The sequence below is a fragment of the Streptomyces sp. MBT65 genome, from assembly GCF_016612545.1.
Taxonomy (GTDB): Bacteria; Actinomycetota; Actinomycetes; order Streptomycetales; family Streptomycetaceae; genus Streptomyces.
Window position 1 is genome coordinate 26,357 of the sequence record NZ_JAENRY010000042.1, and the last position, 21,258, is coordinate 47,614.

Consider the following 21,258-nt stretch of genomic DNA (forward strand, 5'->3'; position numbering starts at 1 on the left):
GACACCGCCATGCCTGTCGCCCCCCGGTCGGTCGGACGGCGCGAGCGGAACAAGCAGGAGAAGTTCGACCGCATCGTCGCTGCCGCCACTGAGCTGTTCGCCGAACACGGCATCGATGAGGTCACGACCCAGCAGATCGCCGACAAGGCCGACATCGGCACCGGAACCCTGTTCCTTTATGCCAAGACCAAGGGCGAACTCCTCCTGCTCGTGCAGAACGCCAAGTACGCCGAAGCACTTGAGGAGGGCCGGGCGGACGCCGAGACCGTCCCGGGCGTGCTGGACGCGGTGCTGGCGATCGTCCGGCCGATCGTGGAGTGCAACCGCACCCAGATCGACAACGGACGTACCTACCTGCGAGAGATGGTCTTCGGCGACCCCGAGGAGCCCCGGCACGGCGCGGCACTCGCCATCGTCGCGCAGGCCGAGGAGGCCATCGCCGCAGTGCTGCGCCGAGACGAGCGGGTCACGGAGGGCGACGCCGCGACGCTGGCGCACATCGTGTCCGCCGTGATGTTCCTCAGCACGGCGGCGAGCGTGAACATCGCCTTGAGCGTCGAGGAGATCGTGCAGGACATCCGGAGGCAGGTCGACGTCCTGCTGCCTCGCTAAAGCGGGGCCCAGCCTCAGGCCCAGGCGACCATCCGGGTGGTCCTCGGCTGGCTCATGGCCCTGATCCTGACTGCGGCGAGTCACGCCACCGGCGCACCAGGAGCGGTTGGACACGAAGGTCGAGACTGCGGCGGACGGTTCGCAGACCCTGGGGCTCACCCCGGACAAGGACTCCCTGGCGACCGCGACCTGCCCTGTGCCGGTCGACCCGACCTCGACGCTCGCGGTGACCACGGGCACTTGGGTTCAGAACTCGGCCTACCCCGACTCGCTGGTTCGCGCAGGAGTTGAAGTCGAGCACCTATGACAGCGGCACGGACACGACCCGCTCATACCTGAGGTCCCACGTGTCGAAGTTCGCCGGTAAGCACATCACCGCGGACACGATGTAGCTGTACAACTACTGTTCGGCGACCTGCTCCACGTCCGGGGCGGCCACGCAAGCCCGGCGGATCACCTCCGCCTGGCCCTCGTCGTCCCGTCCCGCGGGTACAGACCGTGAAGTCACACGAACGGATATCTGGCCCTCCCTGCCATCCGGCTAACTGGCAATGCACGCGTCCGCGGTTCAACACGTAGAACTTGACAGGGAACAGACCCGGTCGGTGTACAGCTTCGTGGTCAGCCGCGGGTCGCATCCTCCGAGCAGCAGCCCGCACCAGAACGAGTCGTGCTCGTGACGGCGGCGGAAGGCGTCCAGCTCGATCTCCTCCAGCGGCAGCATCAACGGCTCCTCCGAGTCCGCGCCGCCCAGGAGCGCCGTCTGGATCTGCCGCCTGTCACCCCGCACGAAACCCGCCCTTCGTCCCAACTCGTCCTGCCATCTGGGCTGTTGGCCTCACAGACGATCCGTGCTCACCCTGACGTACGCAGCGCGGCCGTCTTTGGGACGTCGGCCGATGTCCCGGCCTTCCATGCCGCACGCTCTTGCCGGACCCGGACCCTGGCCGTGGCGCTCGGCACGGGCCGTCTCGATCGCGAGCGGCGCGGCGTCCGGCGAGAGCACGGTGGTGGCCGGCACCAGCCAACTCCTGTGTCTTCACCGGCCCCTTGGGCGTCTCAGGGCCTGGAGGGCGCCGTCGTCTGGCCCCGGTACGGGCACGGAGCCGGGCGCGGACATCCCCAGCCCGCGTACGACCGTACGTGTCGGGTCTCGCAGTCCGTGTCGGAGGCCGTCCTCCCACCATGCGTCTTCTCCCGCAGTCTCACGACGTGTCGGACGCTGGAGGCTCAACACAGTGTCGTGTCCTCAGCGGTTCGCGCTGACCGGCGCGACCGTAGAGCCTGTTACGTGTGTGTCCCCTTGCATTCGAGTTGGCAGGTGGCAGGTCTTTTCCGCGAGGCTCCCAGATAGTTTGAGGATGCGATCCGACGGAGGGGCCGGTGCTGCGAGCCAGGTCGAGGACGAGACCATAGGCGAGGAGGGACTCGACGGTCGGCTCGTGTCGGCGGTTCGGGCGCGCAATGCCGAGGCGGTCCGAGATCTGCTGGTCAGGGGCGCGGATCCGGATGCGGTGGACGCGAACGGGCTGCCGGTGCTGTGTGTGGCGGTGACGGCTTACGACGCGCAGGTGGCCGAGGCGTTGGTGGAGGGCGGCGCGGACCCTGACCGGGTGCTGCCGGACGGGACCACTCCGCGGGGGCGCGCCGTCGACGGCGGCTCCCCGGCGGTTTTCTCGGCGGTGCTGGGCAAAGAGCCCCGGCTGCGACTTCCGGAAGCCGCCCGTGAACGGCTGCTCGCCCTGGCCCGGAGCTGGTACGAAACGGGCGCGGCCGAGGAGCTGCGGCGCAGGACGGGTGCACCGGGTCCGGCCGCGACGGTCCGGGTTCAGGACGGCGAGTACGACTGGGTCGATCAGGTCACGCTCGGCGGCCTCGTCGTGCGGGCCGGGCACGGCGCCATCCTGACCGCGCTGGAGTGGGCCTTCCGCGTTCTGACCCCCGTCGACGAACTGATCGCCCGCGCTGTGAAGCAGCCCGACGAGGAGCATGTGGACTGGTCCACGATCTGCTGGATCCTCACCCGGCGCCGCAGCTTCGAGACCTGGTCAGCCGTGGTGGCCCACCGTCACGCCCCGGACCGGGCGCATCGCCGGTTCGTCGCGGACTACCTGTGGACGCGGGGGGTTCTCGATACCGATCCGGCGCTCGCGCAGCGCCCCTACCGGGCGGCGGGCGACGGTGCTGCCCTCCGCCTGGCAGGGATCGAGGATTCCGGAGCGGCCCCGGTGGTTCAGCAGTCCGCTGCGGCGGCGTTGGTGTGCAGGGGCGCGTCGGTGCGGGCCATGATGTCCTCGGTGGTGACGCCGGGGGCGGTTTCCACCAGGGCGAGGCCGTCGGGGGTGACATCGAGGACGCCGAGGTCGGTGATGATCCGGTGGACGCACCGTTCGCCGGTCAGCGGCAAGGTGCACTCCTCGATGATCTTGGGGGTGCCGTCCTTGGCGATGTGCTCCATGAGGACGATCACCCGGCGGGCACCGTGCACGAGGTCCATCGCGCCGCCCATGCCCTTGACCATTTTGCCGGGGATCATCCAGTTGGCCAGGTCACCGTGCTGGGAGACTTGCATGGCGCCGAGGACGGCGGTGTCGATGTGGCCGCCTCGGATCATGCCGAAGGACAGTGCGGAGTCGAAGAAGGAGGCGCCGGGCAGGACGGTGACGGTCTCCTTGCCCGCGTTGATGAGGTCGGGGTCGACAGCGTGCTCGGCGGGGTAGGGGCCGGTGCCGAGGATGCCGTTCTCGGAGTGCAGGACGACGTGCACGCCGGGTGGGAGGTGGCCGGGGACGAGTGTGGGCAGACCGATGCCGAGGTTGACGTAGGAGCCGTCGGTGAGTTCGGCTGCGGCGCGGGCGGCCATCTGGTCGCGGGTCCAGCTCATGCTCGTACGGTCCTCTTCTCTATCTGCTTGTCCGCGGCCTGGGCGGGGGTCAGTCGCACGATCCGCTGGACGAAGATTCCTGGCAGGTGGATCTCGTCGGGGTTCAACTCGCCCGGTTCCACAAGCTCTTCGACCTCGGCTACGGTGACCCGCCCGGCCATCGCGGCGAGCGGGTTGAAGTTGGCGGCGGCGCGGCGGAAGACCAGGTTGCCGTGGCGGTCGCCGCGCCAGGCCCGTACGAGAGCGAAGTCCGTGGTGATGCCGTGCTCCAGGACGTGCGGGCGGCCGTGGAAGTCGCGGGTCTCCTTGGCCGGGGAGGCGACGACGACCGAGCCGTCGGGGGCGTATCGCCAGGGCAGGCCGCCCTTCGCCACCTGCGTCCCCACGCCCGCCGGGGTGTAGAAGGCGGGGATGCCCGCACCGCCCGCGCGCAGGCGCTCGGCGAGGGTGCCCTGCGGGACCAGTTCCACCTCCAGTTCGCCGGAGAGGTACTGGCGGGCGAACTCCTTGTTCTCACCGACGTACGATCCCGTGACGCGGGCGATGCGGCCGGCGGCCAGCAGGACACCCAGGCCGCGGCCGTCGACGCCGCAGTTGTTCGACACGACTTCCAGACCCGAGGCGCCCTGCTCGTGCAGCGCCCGGATCAGGACCTCCGGCACGCCGCTGAGACCGAACCCGCCGACGGCCAGTGCCGCGCCGTCGGGAATGTCGACGACCGCCTGGGCGGCGCCGGAACTGACCTTGTCCATAGCGGAATTGCCTTTCAGCCGGCTGCGCCGGGGAGTACGGACGACCAGCCGCCGTCGACGACGAGGTTGGCGCCGGTGATGTACGACGCCTCGTCGGAGGCGAGGAAGACGGCGGCGTTGACCACCTCGTCGGGGAGACCGACACGGCCGAGCGGGATGTGACGGGCGATGGTGCGCATGGGGTGGTCGTCCGCGAGCAGGTCGCCGCGGGTGGCCTCGGTGTCGATCATTCCGGGGCTGACGCAGTTGGCGCGGACGCCGTACGGGGCTCCCTCGGCGGCGAGTTGGCGGGTCAGGGCGATCACGGCGCCCTTGGACGCGGAGTGCGCGGTGCGCCGGTTGGTGAGGGAGCCGGTGAGGCCGGCCGTCGAGCCGACGGTGAGGACGCAGCCGCGGCTGCGGATCAGGTGCGGCCAGGCCACCTGCGCGGCCAGCCACACCGAGTCGAGCTCGGCGCGCATGGTGAAGGTGAAGTCCTCGTACGGCTGGGTGTCGACGGCTCCGAAGCGGACGGCGCCGGCGTTGGCGTAGAGGACGTCGATGCCGCCGAACGCGTCCACGGCCTCCTCGACCCAGGCCCGGACGGAGTTCTCGTCGGTGACGTCCAGCGGGGCGGGCGTGAGTGCCGTGCCGCCCGCCTCTGCGACGAGCCGCTGGGTTTCCAGCGCCGCCTCGTGCAGCAGGTCGCCGCCGACGACGATCGCGCCCTCCGCCGCGAAGCGCAGCGCCGCCGCCCGGCCCTGCCCGCGAGCCGTCCCGGAGATGAGAGCGACCTTGCCCTCGAGCCGCCTCACGTCGCCTCCGGACGCAGTGCGTCCGAGATGGACTTGACGCCGCCGTGCGCGGTCAGGCCGCCGTCGACCGGTATCTCCGCGCCGGTGATGAAGGAGGCATGGTCGGAGAGCAAGAACACCACCAGCGGGGCGACCTCGGCCACGGTGCCGGTGCGACCGAGCGGGGTCTCGCGGATGTTCGCCTCGCGGAACGCGGGCGCCGCGGAGGCGGTCATCTCCGTCTCGATGAAGCCGGGGTGAATGGTGTTCACACGGATGCCGCGCGGACCGAGCTCTGTGGCGGCGGTCTTCGACAGGCCGCGCAGCGCCCACTTGCTGGACGTGTACGCGACCGGGTAGTGACCGCTCAGCGCAGCGGTGGAGCCGACGTTGACGATGGACGAGCCCGGCGGCATCAGCGGGACGAGGTGCTGGATGCCCAGCAGGGGGCCGGTGACGTTGACGGCGTGGACGCGGGCGAAGTCCTCGGGGGTCACCTCGCCGAGGCGGGCGCGCCAGGTGATGCCCGCGTTGTTGACCAGACCGTCCACTCGGCCGTACGACTCCCGCAGTTCCGCGGCCAGTTGGTCCCAGTCGGCCTCGCTGGTGACATCGAGACGTCGGCAGTCGCCGACCGGCTCGGCGTCGGTGGCGATGACGCGGGCTCCTTCGCGGACCAGGGCCTCCGCCTCAGCGGCGCCCTGACCGCGGGCCGCGCCAGTGACGACGACGACCTTGCCGAGGAGCGTCTTGGGGTGCGGGTCGTTCACGGCCGCTCCCGGGTACGACGGCGGGCGCGCGGCAGCGGTACGGGATCGCTGCCGGCGACCACGGTGTTGGAGACGGTGCCGATGCCCTCGACGATGAGCGTGACGGTGTCACCGGGCTTCAGCGGCGGCGGGGACTGCTCACCTCGTACGCCCCACAGCTCCGCCAGGCAGCCGCCGTTGCCGCAGGTGCCCGAGCCGAGGACGTCGCCGGGACGGACGACCGTGCCGCGTGAGGCGTAGGCGACCATCTCCTCGAAGGTCCAGCTCATGTTGGACAGCAGATCCTTGCCGACGACCTCGCCGTTGACCGAGGCGGTCAGCGCGAGCCGCAGGAAGCCGTCGGCGTCCCTGTACGGCTCCAGCTCGTCGGCGGTGACCAGGTACGGCCCGAGGGTGGCGGCCGTGTCCTTGCCCTTGCACGGACCGAGCCGGACCTGCATCTCGCGGGACTGCAGATCGCGTGCGGACCAGTCGTTGAAGACCGTGTAGCCGACGATGTGGTCGCGGGCCTGTTCAGGGGTGAGGTCGCCGCCCGTACAGCCGATGACCGCGGCGACCTCCAGCTCGAAGTCGAGCACGGTGCTGCCCGGCGGCACCGGCACGTCGTCGTGGGCGCCGATGATCGCGTACGGGTTGGTGAAGTAGAAGGTCGGCGCGTCGTACCACGCCTCGGGCACCCCGCCTGCGCCGTCCACGGATCGCCGTACACCTTCCACGTGTTCCTCGAACGTGACGAAGTCACGCACGGTGGGCGGCTCCAGCGGCGGGAGCAGTCGCACCTCGGACACATGGGGTCCCGCCGGGACGTCGAGGGTCGCGGCGCCCACGTCGAGCAGGGCGTCGAGACCGTCCCCGGAACGGAGCAGCTCCATGAACGAGCGCACCCCTGGTATCGGATACAGGGTGCCGTCCTCCTCGACGGCGGCGACCCGGCGCTGATCGTGTTGTTCGTAGGTGGCGAAACGCATGTGCGACTCCAGGATCCGACGATGGTCGGGGCATCGGGGGACCGGGGACGCGGTGTGGGAGTCAGGGCAGTTGACAGGGCCACCGCGCCCCCGGGACTCGGGGGATCAGACCGGCGGGGGGACGAACACGCCGCGGTCGACGTCGTTGAACGACTCCTTGGCGACCATCTCGTTCATCGGGTTGGCGGTGCCCCACTGGTCGGCGACGTCGGGCTGGGAGAAGTCGTAGACGTGGGGGTGCCAGGTGTCCTCGTCGAGGAGTTCCAGCTCGGTGGTGTACTCGACGGTGTTGCCGTGCGGGTCGAGGAAGTAGGTGAAGGTGTTGTCGCCCGCCGTGTGCCGGCCGGGGCCCCAGAGCTTGGTGAAGCCCGCCCGGATGACGCGGCCGGAGCCGCGCATGTACTCGTCGATGCCGCGCATCTCGAAGGAGATGTGGTGCAGCGCGGTGTGCGGGCCCTTGGCGATGGCCATGGAGTGGTGCTGGTTGGAGATCCGCATGAAGTGCATGGCCTCGCCGATGTGCGGCGAGGTGAGGGTGTCGGAGAGGCGGAAGCCGAGGTGGGTCTCGTACCACTCACGGGTCTTGTTCAGGTCCGGCGAGTTGAGGACGACGTGGCTCAGCTTGACCGGGATCGACTCCTTCTCCTCGATCCTGCGGTGCTGCCTGACCTCGACGTCGGCCGAGACCTCGAGGGTGCGGCCGTCGACGTCGAAGAAGCGGAAGCCGTAACCGCCCCCGGGGGTGTCCACCTTGCCGGGCTGGGAGATCAACTGGACGCCGCCGGCAAGGAGTTGCTCGGCGAGCGTGTCCACGTCGGCTGCTGAGGCGGCGCCGTAGGAGACCAGGTCGAGACGCTTCTCGGCGGCCTTGCGCAGCCGCACGACGTACTGTTCGGGGCTGCCCTCGGCGGCCAGGAAGGAGATGCCGGAGTCCTCGGAGACCTTGGTCAGGCCCCAGACGCCGGAGTAGAAGTCGAGCTGCTTGTCGTAGTCGGGCACGGCGAGGTCGACGTGCCGCAGGTGGGTGAGCAGGCGCATGGTGTCAGTCCTTCCGGAAGAGGGCGGTCGCGTTGCCACCGCGTACGGCGTGGAAGTCGGCGTCGGACAGGTGGGCGGCGCGCAGTGACCCGACCGGGTCCTCGGTGCCCATGTCGAAGGGGAAGTCGGAGCCGAGCAGCACACGGTCGGAGCCGGCGACACGGATCAACTCCCGCAGTGCGTGCGGGTCGTGGACCAGGGAGTCGAACCAGATCCGCTTCAGGTAGCTGCTGGGCAGGTGCGCGCAGTCGGCGCCGGCGTCGGAGCGGGCCGACCAGGCGTGGTCGGAGCGGCCGATGTGGGTGGGCAGATAGCCGCCGCCGTGCGCCGCGATCAGCTTCAGTCGGGGATGGCGGTCCAGTACGCCGGAGAAGATGAGATGGGAGAGCGCGACGGCGTTCTCGGTGGGCTGGCCGACGGTGTTGGACAGATACCACCGGTCCAGGCGCTCGTCGAGCGTGCAGCCGAACGGGTGCAGGAAGAGAAGGGCTCCCGTCTCCTCGGCCCGCCGCCAGAAGGGCTCGTAGGCCGGGTCGGACAGCTCGCGCCCTGGCGCGTGGCTGGAGATCTCCACGCCCAGCAGTCCCTGCTCCATGGCGTGTTCGAGAGCATGGGCGGCCTGGGCCGGGTGCTGGAGGGGGACGAGGCCGAGCCCCTTCAGCCGGGCGGGGGCCTGGGCGCAGTGCGCGGCTGTCGCCTCGTTGGCCAGCCGGTAGAGCTTCTCGGCCGTGTCCTCGTCCGCCCAGTAGTGGTAGTGCGACGGGGACGGGCTGACCAGCTGGACGTCGACGCCCTGCTGGTCCATGGCAGCCAGTCGTACGGCGACGTCGGTGAGTCGCGGGATGCGCTCGCGCACCATGGGCCCGCCGACGGCGAGCGCGGCGGGTCCGTTGCGGCGGGCGTCCAGCGCCCTGGCCTCGGCCAGACCGGGGAGGTCGGCCACGAGGGCCTCGACCTCCGGCAGCAGGACGTGCGCGTGGACGTCGACGGTCGGGGAGGGCTGCGCGTCACCACTCGCCGAGGAGTGGGGGTCGTGCGGCGGGTGGGCGGTCACGGCAGCTCCTTGAGCATCGTCATCGTGCGACCGAACAGGCCGGGGACATCGGCGTCGCGCACGCCGTCCAGCTGCCACTGTCCGAGCTGGACGGACGCCTCGACGACGGCCCGTACTCGTGGGATGCGGCGGTCGTAGTACTCCTGGAACAGCTCGTCGCCCCAGGCCTTGCCGCCGGCGAGCAGCTCCGCGAGGACCGAGGCGTCCTCCAGGGACATGGCAGCACCCTGGGCGAGGGTGGGCGGACAGCAGTGGGCGGCGTCGCCGACCAGGACCACCCGGCCTCGATGCCACGAGCCCTCGACCAACAGCTTGTCGAACCAGGTGTAGTTCACCCGTGCCGGGTCGGTGATGTGCGGAGTGATCTCGGCCCAGAAACCGCCGTATCCCTGCGCGAGCCTGCGCATCTCGTCCGCGTACGAGGCCGGGTCGATGGAGGCGCGGTCGCGGCACTTCTCGACGACGTAGGCGTAGAGGGTGTTCTCGCTGGTGGGGCAGTAGCCGGCGATGTAGGCGGGGCCGCCGTAGGCGAGGTCCGTGCGTACCATGCCCGCGGGCCGGGGCGCGGATGTGCGCCAGATCGCCATGCCGGTCGGCTCGGGTTTGTCCGTGATGCCGATCGCGGCGCGGGTGGCCGAGTTGAGGCCGTCGGCAGCGATCACCAGATCATAGCGGCCGGCCGTGCCGTCACTGAAGCGCACCGAAACCCCGTTGGCGTCCTGCTCCAGAACCTTGACGGTGGCGCCCAGGCGTACGTCGGCGCCGCAGGCGCGGACAGCGTCGATGAGGATCCGCTGAAGCTGGGGCCGCTGCATGCCGAGGGTGGCGGGCAGGTCGTCGCCACCGGTCTGGAAGTCCTCTGCCTGGTGGAGCAGGGTGCCGTCGGGTGCGATGACACCGAGCGAGCCGAAGGCGAAGCCCGACGCCTCGACCTGCTCCCAGATACCGAGTTCGCGCAGGACGCGCAGGGCGTTGCCCTGGAGAGTGATGCCGGAACCGGTGGTGGCGTTCCAGTCGGGCCTGGCCTCTATCAGTTCGACGGCGAGGCCGGCGCGACGCAGGAGAACGGTGACGGCATTACCGGAGGCGCCGCCGCCGACGACGAGGACTCTGCGGGGTGTGCTCAAGGGGAACTCCTTTGTTCCGCCGGTTACTTGACGGCGATCGGGTTGACAGGTGAGCCGACAGCTCCGGTGATGGGGAGGGGAGCGGCGGTGAGCCAGAACTCGTACACGCCGTCGGCCGCGCAGTCCGCGGCGAGTGCGTCGAGGTCCCACATCTCGCCGATCAGCAGGCCGATGTTGGGGATGGCGACCTGGTGCAGCGGCTGGAAGGCGTGGTCGAACTCGTTGGGCCGTACCTCGAAGCCCCAGGTGTCGGTGGCGATGGCGGCGATCTCGGTGGAGTGCAGCCAGCCGGCCGTCGTGAACGACAGCCCGGGCGAGTCGCCGCCCGCGTACTCGCCCCAGCCCTCGCGGCGGGCCCGGGCCAGCCGTCCGGTACGGACGGCGACGATGTCACCGCGGCCGACGCGCACGCCGTGGGCCGCGGCGGTCTCGGTGAGGTGTTCCTCGGTGATGGCGAACCCGTCGGGCAACTCGCCCTGGTCGCCGACTACTTGGCCCACGTCCAGGAGTACGCCGCGCCCTGCGACGTACGGGGCCATGTGTTCGATGCCGGTGACGAGGTCGCCCTCGGAGGTGACGACCTTCTCGGCCGCCCGTCCGTTCCACGCCTTGCCGTGGTCGAAGATGTGCCCGAGTCCGTCCCACTGCGTGGAGCACTGCAACGGCATCGCGATCACGTCGTCCGCGCCGCCGATGCCGTGCGGGAAGCCCTGATCGGTGAAGACCGCGTCGGTGCCGGTGTCGAGCATGGTGTGCACCGGGTTGGTGCGCCGCCGCCAGCCCTTCTGCGGGCCGTCCATGTCGAACCGCTGGGACAGCGAGAAGCTCACGCCCCGACGCACCAGGGCGGCGCCCTCGCGGCGCTTGGCCTCGTCGAGGAGGTTCAGGGTGCCGAGGACGTCGTCCTCGCCCCAGCGCCCCCAGTTGGAGTACGACTTGGCGGCCTCGGCGATCGCGCCCTCCGGGTCGCGGCGGTCCAGGCTCATGCCGACGCCTCCGCGACACAGCGGGTGCGCTGCACGCCCAGACCGGTGATGGAGCCCTCCATGACGTCACCGTCGCGCAGCAGCCGTCCCCAGTGGATGCCGTTGCCAGCCGGGCTGCCGGTCAACACCAGGTCTCCCGGCAGGAGTTGAGCGCTCTGCGAGGCGTACGACACCAACCGCGCGACCCCGAAGAGCATGTCCTTGGTGGACCCGTCCTGCATGGTCTCGCCGTTCAGTGTGAGCGTGACCTGCAGGTCACCGGTGTCGGCGATCGACTCGGCCGGTACGAGCCACGGGCCGAGCGGCGTGAAACCGGGAGCGTTCTTGCTGCGCAGCCAGTCGGTGCCGATGGCCTTCATGTCCCGGCGGAAGACGGTGGCGCGGTCGGTGAGGTCGTTGGCGATGGTGTACCCGGCGACGTACTTCAGGGCCTCCTCGACCGTCACCTGGTAGGCGGGCTTGGCGATGACGGCCGCCAACTCCAGCTCCCAGTCCGGCTGTTGGGCCCAGGCGGGCAGGACCACGTCGTCGTAGGGGCCCGTGATCGCGCTTGGCAGACCGATGAACACGTACGGCAGGTCCTCGGCGGCCCGGCGGTCCATGACCGCGGCGATCTCCGCGCGCGCCTCCTCGACCGTACGCGGGTCGTCGGGGGAACGATGGGCGACCTCCAGGTCGATCACGTGCTGCCGGTAGTTGGCGCCGGACTGGAAGACCTGCCTCGGCTCGATGGGAGCGTGCACCCGCAGTCCCTCCAGCGGACGCCAGTCGAGGGTGTCGTCGTCCGCCAGAGCGCGCAGGAGAGGGAGGGTCTCCTCCCACCGCTCCACCACGGCGCGCAGGCCGGATGGCGCCCAGTCCAGGGTGGCGCGCAGATCGAGTACCCGATCATTGGCCAGGAGGCCGGGAAACGGGACACCGTCCTGAGCGGAGAGCGTGCCGAGCGCGAACGGGCCGGCAGGTTGCGCGTGCGTTGCCATCAGATTTCCTCCTGCTGGGTTGCGGTCTACTGTGGCGTCGATCGACCAATCACGGAAATAGATCCTGTGGATGTGCCAAATCCACGCCATGGATGACTCTTGCTGCTAGGTGGTTGCCTGGTGAACCTGTCCCGACTCGACCTCAATCTGGTCCTCGCGCTGCGTGCGCTGCTGGAGGAGCGCAATGTGACCCGGGCCGGTGAGCGCATCGGCCTGAGCCAGCCCGCCATGAGCGCCGCGCTGTCCCGGCTGCGCCGCCATTTCGACGACGAACTGCTCGCCCGGACCGGCAACGCCTACGAGCTGACTCCGCTCGGCGCCGCCCTGCGCGACCGCAGCGCCACCGCCTGCGACCTGCTGGAGCGGGTCTTCGCCAGCCAGGCCGACTTCGATCCGGCCGTCGAGAGCCGCGAGTTCACCCTGCTCGCCTCCGACTACGGCGCGGCCGTGTTCGGTGCCGCACTCGCCCGCACCCTGCACGAGGACGCGCCCGGCATCCGACTCACCTTCCAGCACCCGGCGCCCTCCGTCGTGGAGAACACCGCGGCTGTACTGAGCACCGTCGACGGACTGCTGATGCCGCACGGCGTCATCGACGGCTTCCCCGCCGTCGACCTCCACCAGGACCGCTGGCTGTGCCTGGTCGCCGATGATCACCCCGAGGTCGGTGACGAACTCACCCTGGACCAGCTGGGGCGTCTGCCCTGGGCCGTCTACCAGCGTCCCTACGACGCCCCGGCCGCCCGCCAGCTCAGCATGATAGGGATCAGCCCCCAGGTCGAGGTGTCCGTGCAGACCTTCCAGCTGCTGCCGCCCATGGTCGAGGGAACGCGCAGGGTCGCGATGATCCAGGAGCGCCTGGCGCGCAAGGCGGTCCGCTCCGCCGCGGTGCGCGTCCTGCCCTGTCCCTTCGAGGCCGTACCGGTGCGGGAGGCGATGTGGTGGCACCCGGTGCACGCTCAGGACGCGGGCCACATCTGGCTTCGACAGAAGGCCGCGGAGGTCGGCGCGACACTGGCGGGCAACGGCAGCGGCAACGGCAAGGGGCCGGGAAAGGCCGTCTCCGCCGAACAGGGCGCCGGGCCGGCTCTGATCCGGCCCGGCGGCAGCCCGTGAGTGACGCGTCCTCGGTGGTCGGCCCGCGCACTCTCAGGCCAACTGCTCAGGCAACGGCCGGGGATCGACGGCCCCCGCGCGGCGGCGGGCCGCCCACAGCCCCGCCGCGACGAGGGCGGCGGCCAGTCCCAGCAGGCCCACCGCACCGGCGAGACTGCCGACGGCCGACTCCCCCGCGAGCAGCACCAGCGGGCAGACGAACTCGCCGCCGAAGAACGCCGCCGTCCACAACCCCGTCCCACGCCCGCGGTCCTCGAACGACAGCCGGGACATCGCACTGGTCAGGAGGGCCGGCAGCAGCATGCCGGTGCCCACACAGTTGACCACCGCCCCGATGACCAGCAGCGGTGCGCTGTCCGCGAGGAACATCACGCCGAAGCCGACCGCGCAGACCGCGAGAACGGCGGGCAGCATCGGGTCGGGAGAGCGCTTGAGCCGGGCGAAGGTGACCGCTCCGCCCACGGTGGAGGCACTGGCGATCGCGGTGGCCAGACCGATCACGCCGGGGTTCTCCACCCCGAGGTCGTCGAGCAGGTACGCCATCTCCACCGGGACGGTGTAGAAGACCATCGCCCCGAAGAAGGTGAGGGCGCAGATGCCGGCCAACTGACGCCAGGGGAACGAACGGTGGGCCTCCGCCTCGGCCGGGGGCACCTCGCCGGCCGCGCGAACCGCCGGGTTGGGCAGCACGGTGGCCATCAGCGGGGCGAGCACCAGGCTCACGGCGTAGACCCAGAAGGGCACCCGCCAGCCCGCCGATCCGGCGGCGCCGCCGAGCACGAAGAAGACGGTGGCCGACGCGGAGGCGCACATGGTCTGCAGGGCGAGGTACTTCACCCGCTGCCGGCCGGAGTAGTAGTCGCCGATCAGGGTCGTACAGCAGGTCATGATCGCAGCCTCGGCGACCCCCACCAGGGCGCGGCTGGCGATGATCGCGCCCAGCGAGTCCAGCCACAGCGGTGCCGTGCCGAACAGCGCGTACAGGACGGTCGCCACGACCAGCAGGCGCTTGCGGCCCACCCGGTCCACGATCACACCGGCGAACGGAGCCAGCAGCGCCAGCGCCAGCGCCGGGACGGTCAGCGCGAGGGGTACCAGGGCCTTGGCCCCCGGGACCGACTCAAAGTGGTCCTGCATCTTCGGCAGCACCGGGGCGATCAGCACCGCCCCCAGGATCGGCAGACAGCTGCCCGCCATCAGAAGGGTCACCCGCACCAGGTGGGCCGAGCCCGACACGGCGAGGGCTGACGAAACGGGGGTATCGACAGCGGCGAGAGGCGGCGAGGGCACAGAACCGGGCATGGCGACTCCAGGGGACGGCGTATGGGAGCGGGCATGCCTCACAGGCGCCGACGACGCACGGCATGCTGGGGAGTTCGCACGCCGACGGTATCCGGACAGCGGCGTGCGGTAGCGACGACTATGAGGGCGCCAAGGCGCCGGTACCATCCCCAGCGCAATCCAAATCCCGTATCCGGGCTATCCACGCTGTGGATGAGATGGGCAACCGCCGCGCAGGCGGAAGACGCACACGGCCTTTCCTGCGCGCGAACAGCCGCGTCCCCGCGCTAGGCCGCCCCAGAGCTCAGTCGTCCCGGCCGCCGGGACACCGCCCGCAGCGCCTGAGCCCTCAGTCGGCAGTCGGCAGTCGGCAGTCGGCATGGTCGCCGCCGCCAGGGGCGTCAGTGGACAGGCAGCGGCAGGACGCGCCGATAGGCGGCGACGACCACGGCCGCCACCACAACGTGCATCGCCATCAGCGCGGCGACGGCCAGCGACCCACTGCCGGGCGTACCGCCACCGAGCAGGGACAGGTCGGGCGCGAACGACACGACCACGAGCACGGACACCAGCCACCGCAGCAACCCGGCCGGATTCTTTGCGGCGCGACGGACGACCGCCCAGCCGATGGCGCCGAGGACGACGCCGAACACCGTCAGCGGCGCGTACACGGAGAGGTGCAGCGGATCGAAGTCCTCCGACGCCCCCGCCGCGTGGGCGAGCACCGCGACCACCGCATTTCCGAGGACGGCCACGACAGCCGCCGCGAGAATGCCCTGCTGGGCGGCATCAAGGTTGACGTATACCTGGTCACAGGGGCGCAGGTCCGTGGTGTGCTGGGCCGCGGCGAGATCCTCGCTGGTCCAGGGCCGGACCGTGAGGTCGAGGTGGGGGCTGGCAATGATGACCAGGCCGCTGCGGTGTGCACTGCTCAGGCGGGCGTAGCGGACCTGTCGCCGGTTGCCGTTCTCCTGCGGGAGCACGTATGGCGTCTTGAGGTCGTCGACGCAGGCGGTGAATCGGCCGACGCGGACGGCAGCGGTGGTGCCGGAGTAGGCCTCGCCCGGGCCGAGCCCGAACCATTCACCAGTGTCGACGTCCCGCGGGAGGGCGACGTGGATGCCGACGCGCGGGAGGGGCCAGGGCCAGGTTCCGACGGGCTCGGTGGTCGGCGAGAGTATCAGCAGCCCGGGGTCCTCGGCGTCGGCCGCCCAGCGGGACACGGTACGCATGGCGTAGGCGGCGGGGGCGGTGCGGGTGGTGACGTCCAGGCCGCCGTCGTGGGGCCGGATACGGACGGCCCAGTGCCCCACATGCACCCAGCCCGCCGTACCGCGTCGGCCGCTGGTCACTACCCGGCGTTGTCGAGGTCCATCAGCTTCTCGAAGAAGAACTCATGCTTCAGGAACGACACGTCGTACTCGTGCCCCGGATTCGGCGGGATCAGCTGAGCCGCCTGGACCAGGCGCCAGCCGTCGCACAGGGCGGCCACGCCCGTCTCGTAGGGAGGCAACGGTAGCCAAGTGGCTGGCCGACCATCCCGGTGTCGAGGTGATCTGCCGCGACCGTTCCCTTGCCTTCGCCGAGGCCGTGGAGAAAGCCGTCAACCGCCATCGTGCCCTGCTGCGCGAACCGCCGGAGAAAAACTCCCAGTCCGTCACGGTGCCGGACATGGCAGAGCCGGCACCCGACGCTCCGGCCGGGCAGCGTCGGTCCGACCGTCTCTCGGACCGGGTCCGCAATCAGCAAGCATCCGTCCACGACCTGCTCGGCCAGGGCATCCCACTGCGCGTTATCGCCCGGCAGTTTGGCCTGGCCCGCAACACCGTCCGCCGCCTCGCCCACGCGGCGACCGCGCATGAACTCCTCGTCGGACGCTGGACGGGCGGTACGAGCATCCTCGATCCCTACAAGCCTTACCTGCACCAACGGTGGAGCGAGGGCCTGATCTCGGCCCGCCGCCTGTTCGAGGAGCTTCGCGAGCGCGGATACGAAGGCGGCGAGAGCGTCGTCAAGGAGTACGTGCGAAAGCTCCGCGAAGCCTTCCCCCACGATGATCCGCCCCGCAGGAATCCCTCGGTGCGGGACGTGACCAGCTGGATCACCCGGCACCCCGACCGTCTCAACGACGACCAGGCCCAGCAGCTCAAAGCCGTCCTGGCCCGCTGCCCGGAGCTGGAGCAGACCGCCCAACACATTCGGGCATTCGCCGAGTTGATGAACAACCGGCAAGGCCGGCACCTCGACCAGTGGATCGACCGCGTCCAGTCCGACGACCTGCCCGCCCTGCACAGCTTCGTCAACGGTACCTGCCAGGACTTCGACGCCGTTGTCGCCGGCCTGAGCCTGCGTTTCAGCTCCGGCGCAGTCGAAGGCCACAACAACAAGATCAAGATGCTGAAGCGTCAGATGTTCGGCGTCGCCAACTTCGACCTCCTGCGCAAGCGGGTCCTCCTCGCGACATGAGGCCGTTCATGATCGCGGGTTCGGTGACCCTCCGTGGCTCCGGCACTGAAAGTGATCCAGAACCAGTTTCAGGCGTCGCCGACAGACCCGAAAGCGGGACAGGATGCCCAATGCGCCGCCTGCGGGCGCGTCGACCGGGAGACTCATATGTCAACGGCCACTCATACACAGCGGCCGTTCTCTCGTGCTTCGTGACTCGACCTCTCGAAGGGTGGAGAACAGCCGCCCCTGCTGTCCCGGGAAGAGCAGCAGATCAGCAGGTCGGGTGACCTGCGAGGTTGAACGCCAAGCTTGGAGACCTCTGGTGAACCGATGTGCGTCACCCGGAGGTTGAGCACGGGTGACGCACCTGCCACCGCGTTCGCCGAAGAACGGCGCCGCACGGTCCTGAACCGTCGCACACAGCGGGTCGCTCAGCCGGCTGCACCCCGTTGAGCCAAGGGCACCCGGCGATCCGAGAAAACGCCCCGTTTCGTCACCCTTGTTCGCACCTGACCCCCTCCGGAACGTGGCCGCCCCATGGGGAGCACCGGGCGCCTCACGGCATGAACAACCTCCCCCGTTCACTGAAGACAGTTCCGCCCGAGCGGGCGCCCCGCGCTCACGAGCCGCATCCCACCCCGGCGTCGGAATAGCGCCGATCGTGACACGAAAGTGATTATTCACCCCAAAAGCCCGATTTAATGCTCATTGCCGTTCGCATACATAACTCGGGGGCCCGCTCCACGAGACGAGGAACGGCATGCTGAGAGAAAGACCAGGTGCCCGGCGACTCGCCGCCGGGCTGACGCTGGCCCTGTGCGCGGCGACGGCGCCGACGGCGCAGGGATACGGGCCGGTGTCCGCGCGGTCGAAGGGGGTCGGGGACGGCACGGTCACCGTGCGGGTGGTGACCGAGGTGAACGCGAACGGCGCGTACGACAGCGTCCTGGAGCCCGGGATGGCCGGGGTGAAGGTCGCCCTCCGGGACGACTCGGGCCACACGCTGACAGCGACGACCGGAGCCGACGGCACCGTCACCTTCGCACCGGCGTCCTCCGCGCTGACCGGCGGCAAGTACCGCATCGACGTGGCCGACCCCGACTCCGCCACCTACTCCCCCGCCGTCGCGGGCCTTGGCAGCGGTGCGGACGTCATCCGCAGCAACACCGGGTTCGTGAACGTCTCGGGCGGCACGAACGTCACGTACACGACCGGCTTCTGGGATCCGGGCCTGTACTGCCAGGAGAACCCGACCCTCGTCACGTGCTCGCTCGCCAAGGGAGATGCCACCGGCCGCAAGGGGCTGGTCACCTTCGCCGGGGACTTCTCCGGCACACACCCCGGCGGCACCGTCACCCAACTGACCGACAACACCGCGCAGCAGGCAGTGTTCGGCATCGGCACCGACCGCACCGGAAACGTGTACACGGGCACTCTGGTCAAGCGGCACACCGCCTACGGGCCGGCCGGCGCCGTCCCGGCGATCTACCGCTACAACGCCACCAGCAAGGCCGTCTCCACGTTCCTCACGCTGCCCGGCACCCTCACCGCCCACGACAGCACCGGCAACTACCTCCACGACGACGCGGTCTACGGCCGCGTCGGCCGGGAGGGCGTCGGCGACGTGGACGTCTCCGGGGACGGCAAGACCCTGTACGCCGTCAACCTCGGCGACGGCAAGCTGTACACCGTGCCCCTCCAGGGCAGCGGCGATGGCGTCACCCCGGGCACGGTGTCCTCGTACGCCGTGCCGAAGCCGTCGTCCTGCGTGGGCGACTGGCACCCGTACGGCATCGGAGTGCGCGGCAAGCGGGTCCTCGTCGGCGGAGTGTGCGGTGCCGAGTCCACCGTCAGCTCCACGGCTCCGCACGGCGATCCCACCCAACTCAGCGCCCACGTGTACGAGTTCGGGAGTGGTGGCTTCACCGAACTGTTCTCCACCGGCCTCGCCTACGAGCGCGGCTGCGCCTACCGTTTCCTCGGAGCGCCGGACTCCGCCTACCGCTGCGCCGACGCCACCCGGGTCGGCGAGGTGATGAGCGCGGACTGGGAGGCGTGGAACCAACGGGTCCCCGCCCCTGAGACGCACCGGTTCGTGGCCGCGCCCCAGCCGATGCTGACCAACCTGGAGATCGCCGACAACGGCGACCTGGTCCTCGGCTTCCGCGACCGGTTCGCCGACATGCAGGGACAGGGCACGTACGACTACGGCGGCAACACGCTCGTCAGCGCCATCGCCGCCGGTGACGTTCTGCGCGCGTGCGCCTCGGGGACGAGCTACACCCTGGAGTCGAACGGCAGCTGCGGCCCGCTCACCGGGAATCTGACGGGCAACGAACTCGGCCCCGGCGGCGGCGAGTTCTACGATGACCTCACCGTCCTGTCCGACGCCCACCACGACCAGATCACCGAGGGTGGACTGGTCCTCCAGCCGTACCGCAAGAAGCTGTGGAGCACGGCCTTCGACCCGTACACGAACAGCGCCTTCGAGCAGGGTGTGCGTCGCTGGAACTCGGAGAACGGCTCCATCGAGGGCGCCCTGACCGTCGAGTCGACCTTCTCCTCGGGCTCCGACCTGTTCGGCAAGGGCAACGGGCTCGCGGACCTGGAGATCATCTGCGATCAGGCGCCCGTACAGATCGGCAACCGGGTGTGGTTCGACACGGACCGCGACGGCGTCCAGGACCCCTCCGAACCGCCGATCGCCGGCGTGAAGGTGACGCTGACGCCGAAGGGCGGAGGTGACCCGATCACCGTCACGACGGACGCGAACGGCGAGTACTACGTCGGCACCGCCCAGGGCCTCAAACCGAACGCCGCGTACGACATCGTCTTCGACTACAGCGGCGTCGACCCCTCCGAGCTGCCCGGCTCGCCTTCCATGGACGAGCTGCGCTGGACGACCCAGAATGCCGGTGACGACCGGCTCACCGACTCCGACGTGGACGACGAGGGCCGCACCGGAGTGAGCGTCGGCGACCCCGGTTACGTCAACCACGGCATCGACGCCGGTGTCAGCGCCCGGCAGCGGGGCCATCTCACGGTCGTCAAGAAGGACAAGGTGACCGGGAAGCCGCTCGCGGGCGCGTCCTTCGAACTGTGGCGGGAGACCAACGGCACGGACGGGCTGCAGACCTCGGGCGCCGATCCGGACACCAAGGCGGGCGGTACGTGCACGACGGGGGCGGACGGCCACTGTGTCTTCCGCGATCTGCCGCTCGGCGCCTACTACGTGCGCGAGACGGCGGTCCCCAAGGGCTATGTCCTGCCCGGCAATCCGGTCTCCGGCCCGTACTCCCTCACCGCCGACAACGCAGTCGAGGGCGACGGCAAGGTCGTCACCCTCACCAACCGGCCCGACCTCAGACTCACTCTGCTGAAGAAGGACGCCAAGACCGAGCGTCCGCTCGAAGGCGCGGTGTTCGAACTGTGGCGGGAGTCCAACGGCACCACGGGACTCCAGACGGCAGGCACCCACCGGGACACTCTCCAGGACTCGGGCTGCGCCACGGACGAGCGGGGACGCTGCGCCTTCCGGCAATTGCCGGGCGGCACGTACTACCTGCGCGAGACCGCCGTCCCCGAGGGCTACGTCCTGCCGGCGAACCGGGTCTCGGGACCGTACGACCTCACCGCAGGCAACGCGGACACGGGCGACGGACTCGTCGTCACCCTTCACAACAGGCGCGGCGAGCCGTGCAAGGGCAAATGCTGACGGGTAACCCCCCGAAGTGAGCGGCACACACCCGCAAGGGTGACGCTGCGCGGGCCGCGCACCGGTGTCGACCGGCGCGCGGCCCGTCCCCGTGTAAGAGACGTTCATGCGAACAAAGGCAACATCCGTGCGGGCGCGGACACCACGCGCCCGCACCTGGGCGGCTCTGACCCTCGTCGCGGCGCTCTCCGCGTGCGGCTGGCTGTGGCTCACCGGTCACGACGGATCCGGCCCCCGCCCCCTGACCGCGGGCGAGACCCAGCGCCTGGCCCTCGCCCGCTTCCGCACGTACCAGGGCAGCCGTCCACCGAGGTCACCGTGCACGCACCGGTGCCCGGCACCACCGCCGTCGTGCACGCGGTGGTGGACCAGCGACGGCACCGCGCGGTGGGCTGGTACGAGACGACGTCCGGTACCGCACAGGGCGGACGGGGCCTGCTGGCCTGGGACGGCACAGGACTGGCGCTGGCCCGTCCCAAGGGCACCACGGTCGCGGTCGGGTCTGTCCCTCAGGCCGTTCGAGAGGCCGGCCGACTCACACCGGACGCGTGGATCCGGCGCCCGTTCGGTCACGACGCGTTCGACACGGCCCTGCGGCTGACACTCACCCTGGCCGCCGACCGCCCCGACAATGCCCAGCTCCTCGCCCAGTCAGGGGCCCTCCACCTGCGTGAGGAGGACGTCGACGGCAGCTCCTACGACGTCTTCTCCGGCCCCCGCCCCCGTCCCAACGCCTCCGCGAGCCCCGCCGCCG

Annotated in this window: 19 protein-coding genes and 1 pseudogene; 6 read left to right on the forward strand and 14 right to left on the reverse strand. The window is 70.3% G+C overall.

Annotated features, from left to right (window positions below; genetic code table 11):
- Window positions 1–9: 9 nt before the first annotated feature.
- On the forward strand, window positions 10–612 hold the full coding sequence (locus JHN63_RS12470) for a TetR/AcrR family transcriptional regulator (protein WP_200679669.1): 603 nt from the start codon (window positions 10–12) through the stop codon (window positions 610–612).
- A gap of 106 nt (window positions 613–718) precedes the next feature.
- On the forward strand, window positions 719–919 hold the full coding sequence (locus JHN63_RS12475; RefSeq protein ID WP_200679670.1) for a hypothetical protein: 201 nt from the start codon (window positions 719–721) through the stop codon (window positions 917–919).
- Between the two features lie 261 nt (window positions 920–1,180).
- On the opposite strand, the gene JHN63_RS12480 is transcribed toward JHN63_RS12475, so the two are convergent.
- The 11 genes from JHN63_RS12480 to JHN63_RS12530 all read right to left on the reverse strand — a co-directional run bounded on the left by JHN63_RS12480 (window position 1,181) and on the right by JHN63_RS12530 (window position 11,944).
- Window positions 1,181–1,402 carry a hypothetical protein gene (locus JHN63_RS12480; RefSeq protein ID WP_234476498.1) on the reverse strand — a complete coding sequence of 74 codons (222 nt, stop codon included), beginning with the start codon at window positions 1,400–1,402 and terminating at the stop codon, window positions 1,181–1,183.
- A gap of 1,443 nt (window positions 1,403–2,845) precedes the next feature.
- Window positions 2,846–3,496, reverse strand: coding sequence for a CoA transferase subunit B (locus tag JHN63_RS12485; protein WP_200679671.1), 651 nt, complete (start codon window positions 3,494–3,496; stop codon window positions 2,846–2,848).
- The gene (locus JHN63_RS12490) at window positions 3,493–4,248 is read right to left on the reverse strand and encodes a CoA transferase subunit A (RefSeq protein ID WP_200679673.1); all 756 of its coding nucleotides are present in this window, start codon (window positions 4,246–4,248) and stop codon (window positions 3,493–3,495) included. Before JHN63_RS12490 ends, JHN63_RS12485 begins: the two co-directional genes overlap by 4 nt.
- A 14-nt stretch (window positions 4,249–4,262) precedes the next feature.
- Window positions 4,263–5,042, reverse strand: a complete 780-nt coding sequence (locus tag JHN63_RS12495) for an SDR family NAD(P)-dependent oxidoreductase (RefSeq protein ID WP_200679675.1) — start codon at window positions 5,040–5,042, stop codon at window positions 4,263–4,265.
- A complete protein-coding gene (locus JHN63_RS12500; protein ID WP_200679677.1) occupies window positions 5,039–5,791 on the reverse strand; it encodes an SDR family NAD(P)-dependent oxidoreductase in 753 nt (250 codons plus the stop codon). The genes JHN63_RS12495 and JHN63_RS12500 overlap by 4 nt, the downstream gene beginning before the upstream one ends.
- Window positions 5,788–6,759, reverse strand: coding sequence for a fumarylacetoacetate hydrolase family protein (locus JHN63_RS12505; RefSeq protein ID WP_200679684.1), 972 nt, complete (start codon window positions 6,757–6,759; stop codon window positions 5,788–5,790). The genes JHN63_RS12500 and JHN63_RS12505 overlap by 4 nt, the downstream gene beginning before the upstream one ends.
- A gap of 105 nt (window positions 6,760–6,864) precedes the next feature.
- Window positions 6,865–7,797, reverse strand: a complete 933-nt coding sequence (locus tag JHN63_RS12510; protein WP_200679686.1) for a VOC family protein — start codon at window positions 7,795–7,797, stop codon at window positions 6,865–6,867.
- A 4-nt stretch (window positions 7,798–7,801) separates the two neighbouring features.
- Complete coding sequence (locus JHN63_RS12515; protein WP_200679688.1) at window positions 7,802–8,851, reverse strand: amidohydrolase family protein; 1,050 nt, start codon at window positions 8,849–8,851, stop codon at window positions 7,802–7,804.
- Window positions 8,848–9,978, reverse strand: a complete 1,131-nt coding sequence (locus tag JHN63_RS12520; protein WP_200679690.1) for an FAD-dependent oxidoreductase — start codon at window positions 9,976–9,978, stop codon at window positions 8,848–8,850. The genes JHN63_RS12515 and JHN63_RS12520 overlap by 4 nt, the downstream gene beginning before the upstream one ends.
- 23 nt (window positions 9,979–10,001) lie before the next feature.
- The gene (locus JHN63_RS12525) at window positions 10,002–10,964 is read right to left on the reverse strand and encodes a cyclase family protein (RefSeq protein ID WP_200679692.1); all 963 of its coding nucleotides are present in this window, start codon (window positions 10,962–10,964) and stop codon (window positions 10,002–10,004) included.
- Window positions 10,961–11,944 carry a fumarylacetoacetate hydrolase family protein gene (locus JHN63_RS12530; protein WP_200679693.1) on the reverse strand — a complete coding sequence of 328 codons (984 nt, stop codon included), beginning with the start codon at window positions 11,942–11,944 and terminating at the stop codon, window positions 10,961–10,963. The genes JHN63_RS12525 and JHN63_RS12530 overlap by 4 nt, the downstream gene beginning before the upstream one ends.
- Window positions 11,945–12,064: 120 nt before the next feature.
- Between JHN63_RS12530 and JHN63_RS12535 the strand changes: the two genes are divergently transcribed.
- Entirely contained in the window at window positions 12,065–13,060 is a 996-nt protein-coding gene (locus JHN63_RS12535; RefSeq protein WP_307781877.1) for a LysR family transcriptional regulator, read from the forward strand.
- 33 nt (window positions 13,061–13,093) lie between these two features.
- On the opposite strand, the gene JHN63_RS12540 is transcribed toward JHN63_RS12535, so the two are convergent.
- From JHN63_RS12540 to JHN63_RS12550, 3 genes are all read right to left on the reverse strand, one after another.
- Window positions 13,094–14,362, reverse strand: coding sequence for an MFS transporter (locus JHN63_RS12540; protein ID WP_200679694.1), 1,269 nt, complete (start codon window positions 14,360–14,362; stop codon window positions 13,094–13,096).
- Window positions 14,363–14,742: 380 nt separating this feature from the next.
- Window positions 14,743–15,693: a DUF6069 family protein gene (locus JHN63_RS12545; RefSeq protein WP_307781878.1), complete on the reverse strand. Its 951-nt coding sequence runs from the start codon at window positions 15,691–15,693 to the stop codon at window positions 14,743–14,745.
- A complete protein-coding gene (locus JHN63_RS12550) occupies window positions 15,693–15,833 on the reverse strand; it encodes a hypothetical protein (RefSeq protein ID WP_200679706.1) in 141 nt (46 codons plus the stop codon). Before JHN63_RS12550 ends, JHN63_RS12545 begins: the two co-directional genes overlap by 1 nt.
- A 179-nt stretch (window positions 15,834–16,012) precedes the next feature.
- Between JHN63_RS12550 and JHN63_RS12555 the strand changes: the two genes are divergently transcribed.
- From JHN63_RS12555 to JHN63_RS12565, 3 genes and pseudogenes are all read left to right on the forward strand, one after another.
- Window positions 16,013–16,807, forward strand: coding sequence for a transposase (locus JHN63_RS12555; protein WP_200679696.1), 795 nt, complete (start codon window positions 16,013–16,015; stop codon window positions 16,805–16,807).
- A 742-nt stretch (window positions 16,808–17,549) separates the two neighbouring features.
- On the forward strand, window positions 17,550–20,504 hold the full coding sequence (locus JHN63_RS12560) for a SpaA isopeptide-forming pilin-related protein (protein ID WP_200679698.1): 2,955 nt from the start codon (window positions 17,550–17,552) through the stop codon (window positions 20,502–20,504).
- A gap of 318 nt (window positions 20,505–20,822) precedes the next feature.
- A pseudogene (locus JHN63_RS12565) lies at window positions 20,823–21,258 on the forward strand (hypothetical protein); the annotation flags it as partial.

Excerpts from the sequence above, each read along its gene's own strand:
- JHN63_RS12490 (WP_200679673.1), bottom strand. The coding sequence starts at position 4,248 with ATGGACAAGGTCAGTTCCGGCGCCGCCCAGGCGGTCGTCGACATTCCC.
- JHN63_RS12470 (WP_200679669.1), top strand. The coding sequence starts at position 10 with ATGCCTGTCGCCCCCCGGTCGGTCGGACGGCGCGAGCGGAACAAGCAG.
- JHN63_RS12555 (WP_200679696.1), top strand. The coding sequence starts at position 16,013 with ATGGCAGAGCCGGCACCCGACGCTCCGGCCGGGCAGCGTCGGTCCGAC.
- JHN63_RS12505 (WP_200679684.1), bottom strand. The coding sequence starts at position 6,759 with ATGCGTTTCGCCACCTACGAACAACACGATCAGCGCCGGGTCGCCGCC.
- JHN63_RS12525 (WP_200679692.1), bottom strand. The coding sequence starts at position 10,964 with ATGAGCCTGGACCGCCGCGACCCGGAGGGCGCGATCGCCGAGGCCGCC.
- JHN63_RS12510 (WP_200679686.1), bottom strand. The coding sequence starts at position 7,797 with ATGCGCCTGCTCACCCACCTGCGGCACGTCGACCTCGCCGTGCCCGAC.
- JHN63_RS12560 (WP_200679698.1), top strand. The coding sequence starts at position 17,550 with ATGCTGAGAGAAAGACCAGGTGCCCGGCGACTCGCCGCCGGGCTGACG.
- JHN63_RS12530 (WP_200679693.1), bottom strand. The coding sequence starts at position 11,944 with ATGGCAACGCACGCGCAACCTGCCGGCCCGTTCGCGCTCGGCACGCTC.
- JHN63_RS12540 (WP_200679694.1), bottom strand. The coding sequence starts at position 14,362 with ATGCCCGGTTCTGTGCCCTCGCCGCCTCTCGCCGCTGTCGATACCCCC.
- JHN63_RS12485 (WP_200679671.1), bottom strand. The coding sequence starts at position 3,496 with ATGAGCTGGACCCGCGACCAGATGGCCGCCCGCGCCGCAGCCGAACTC.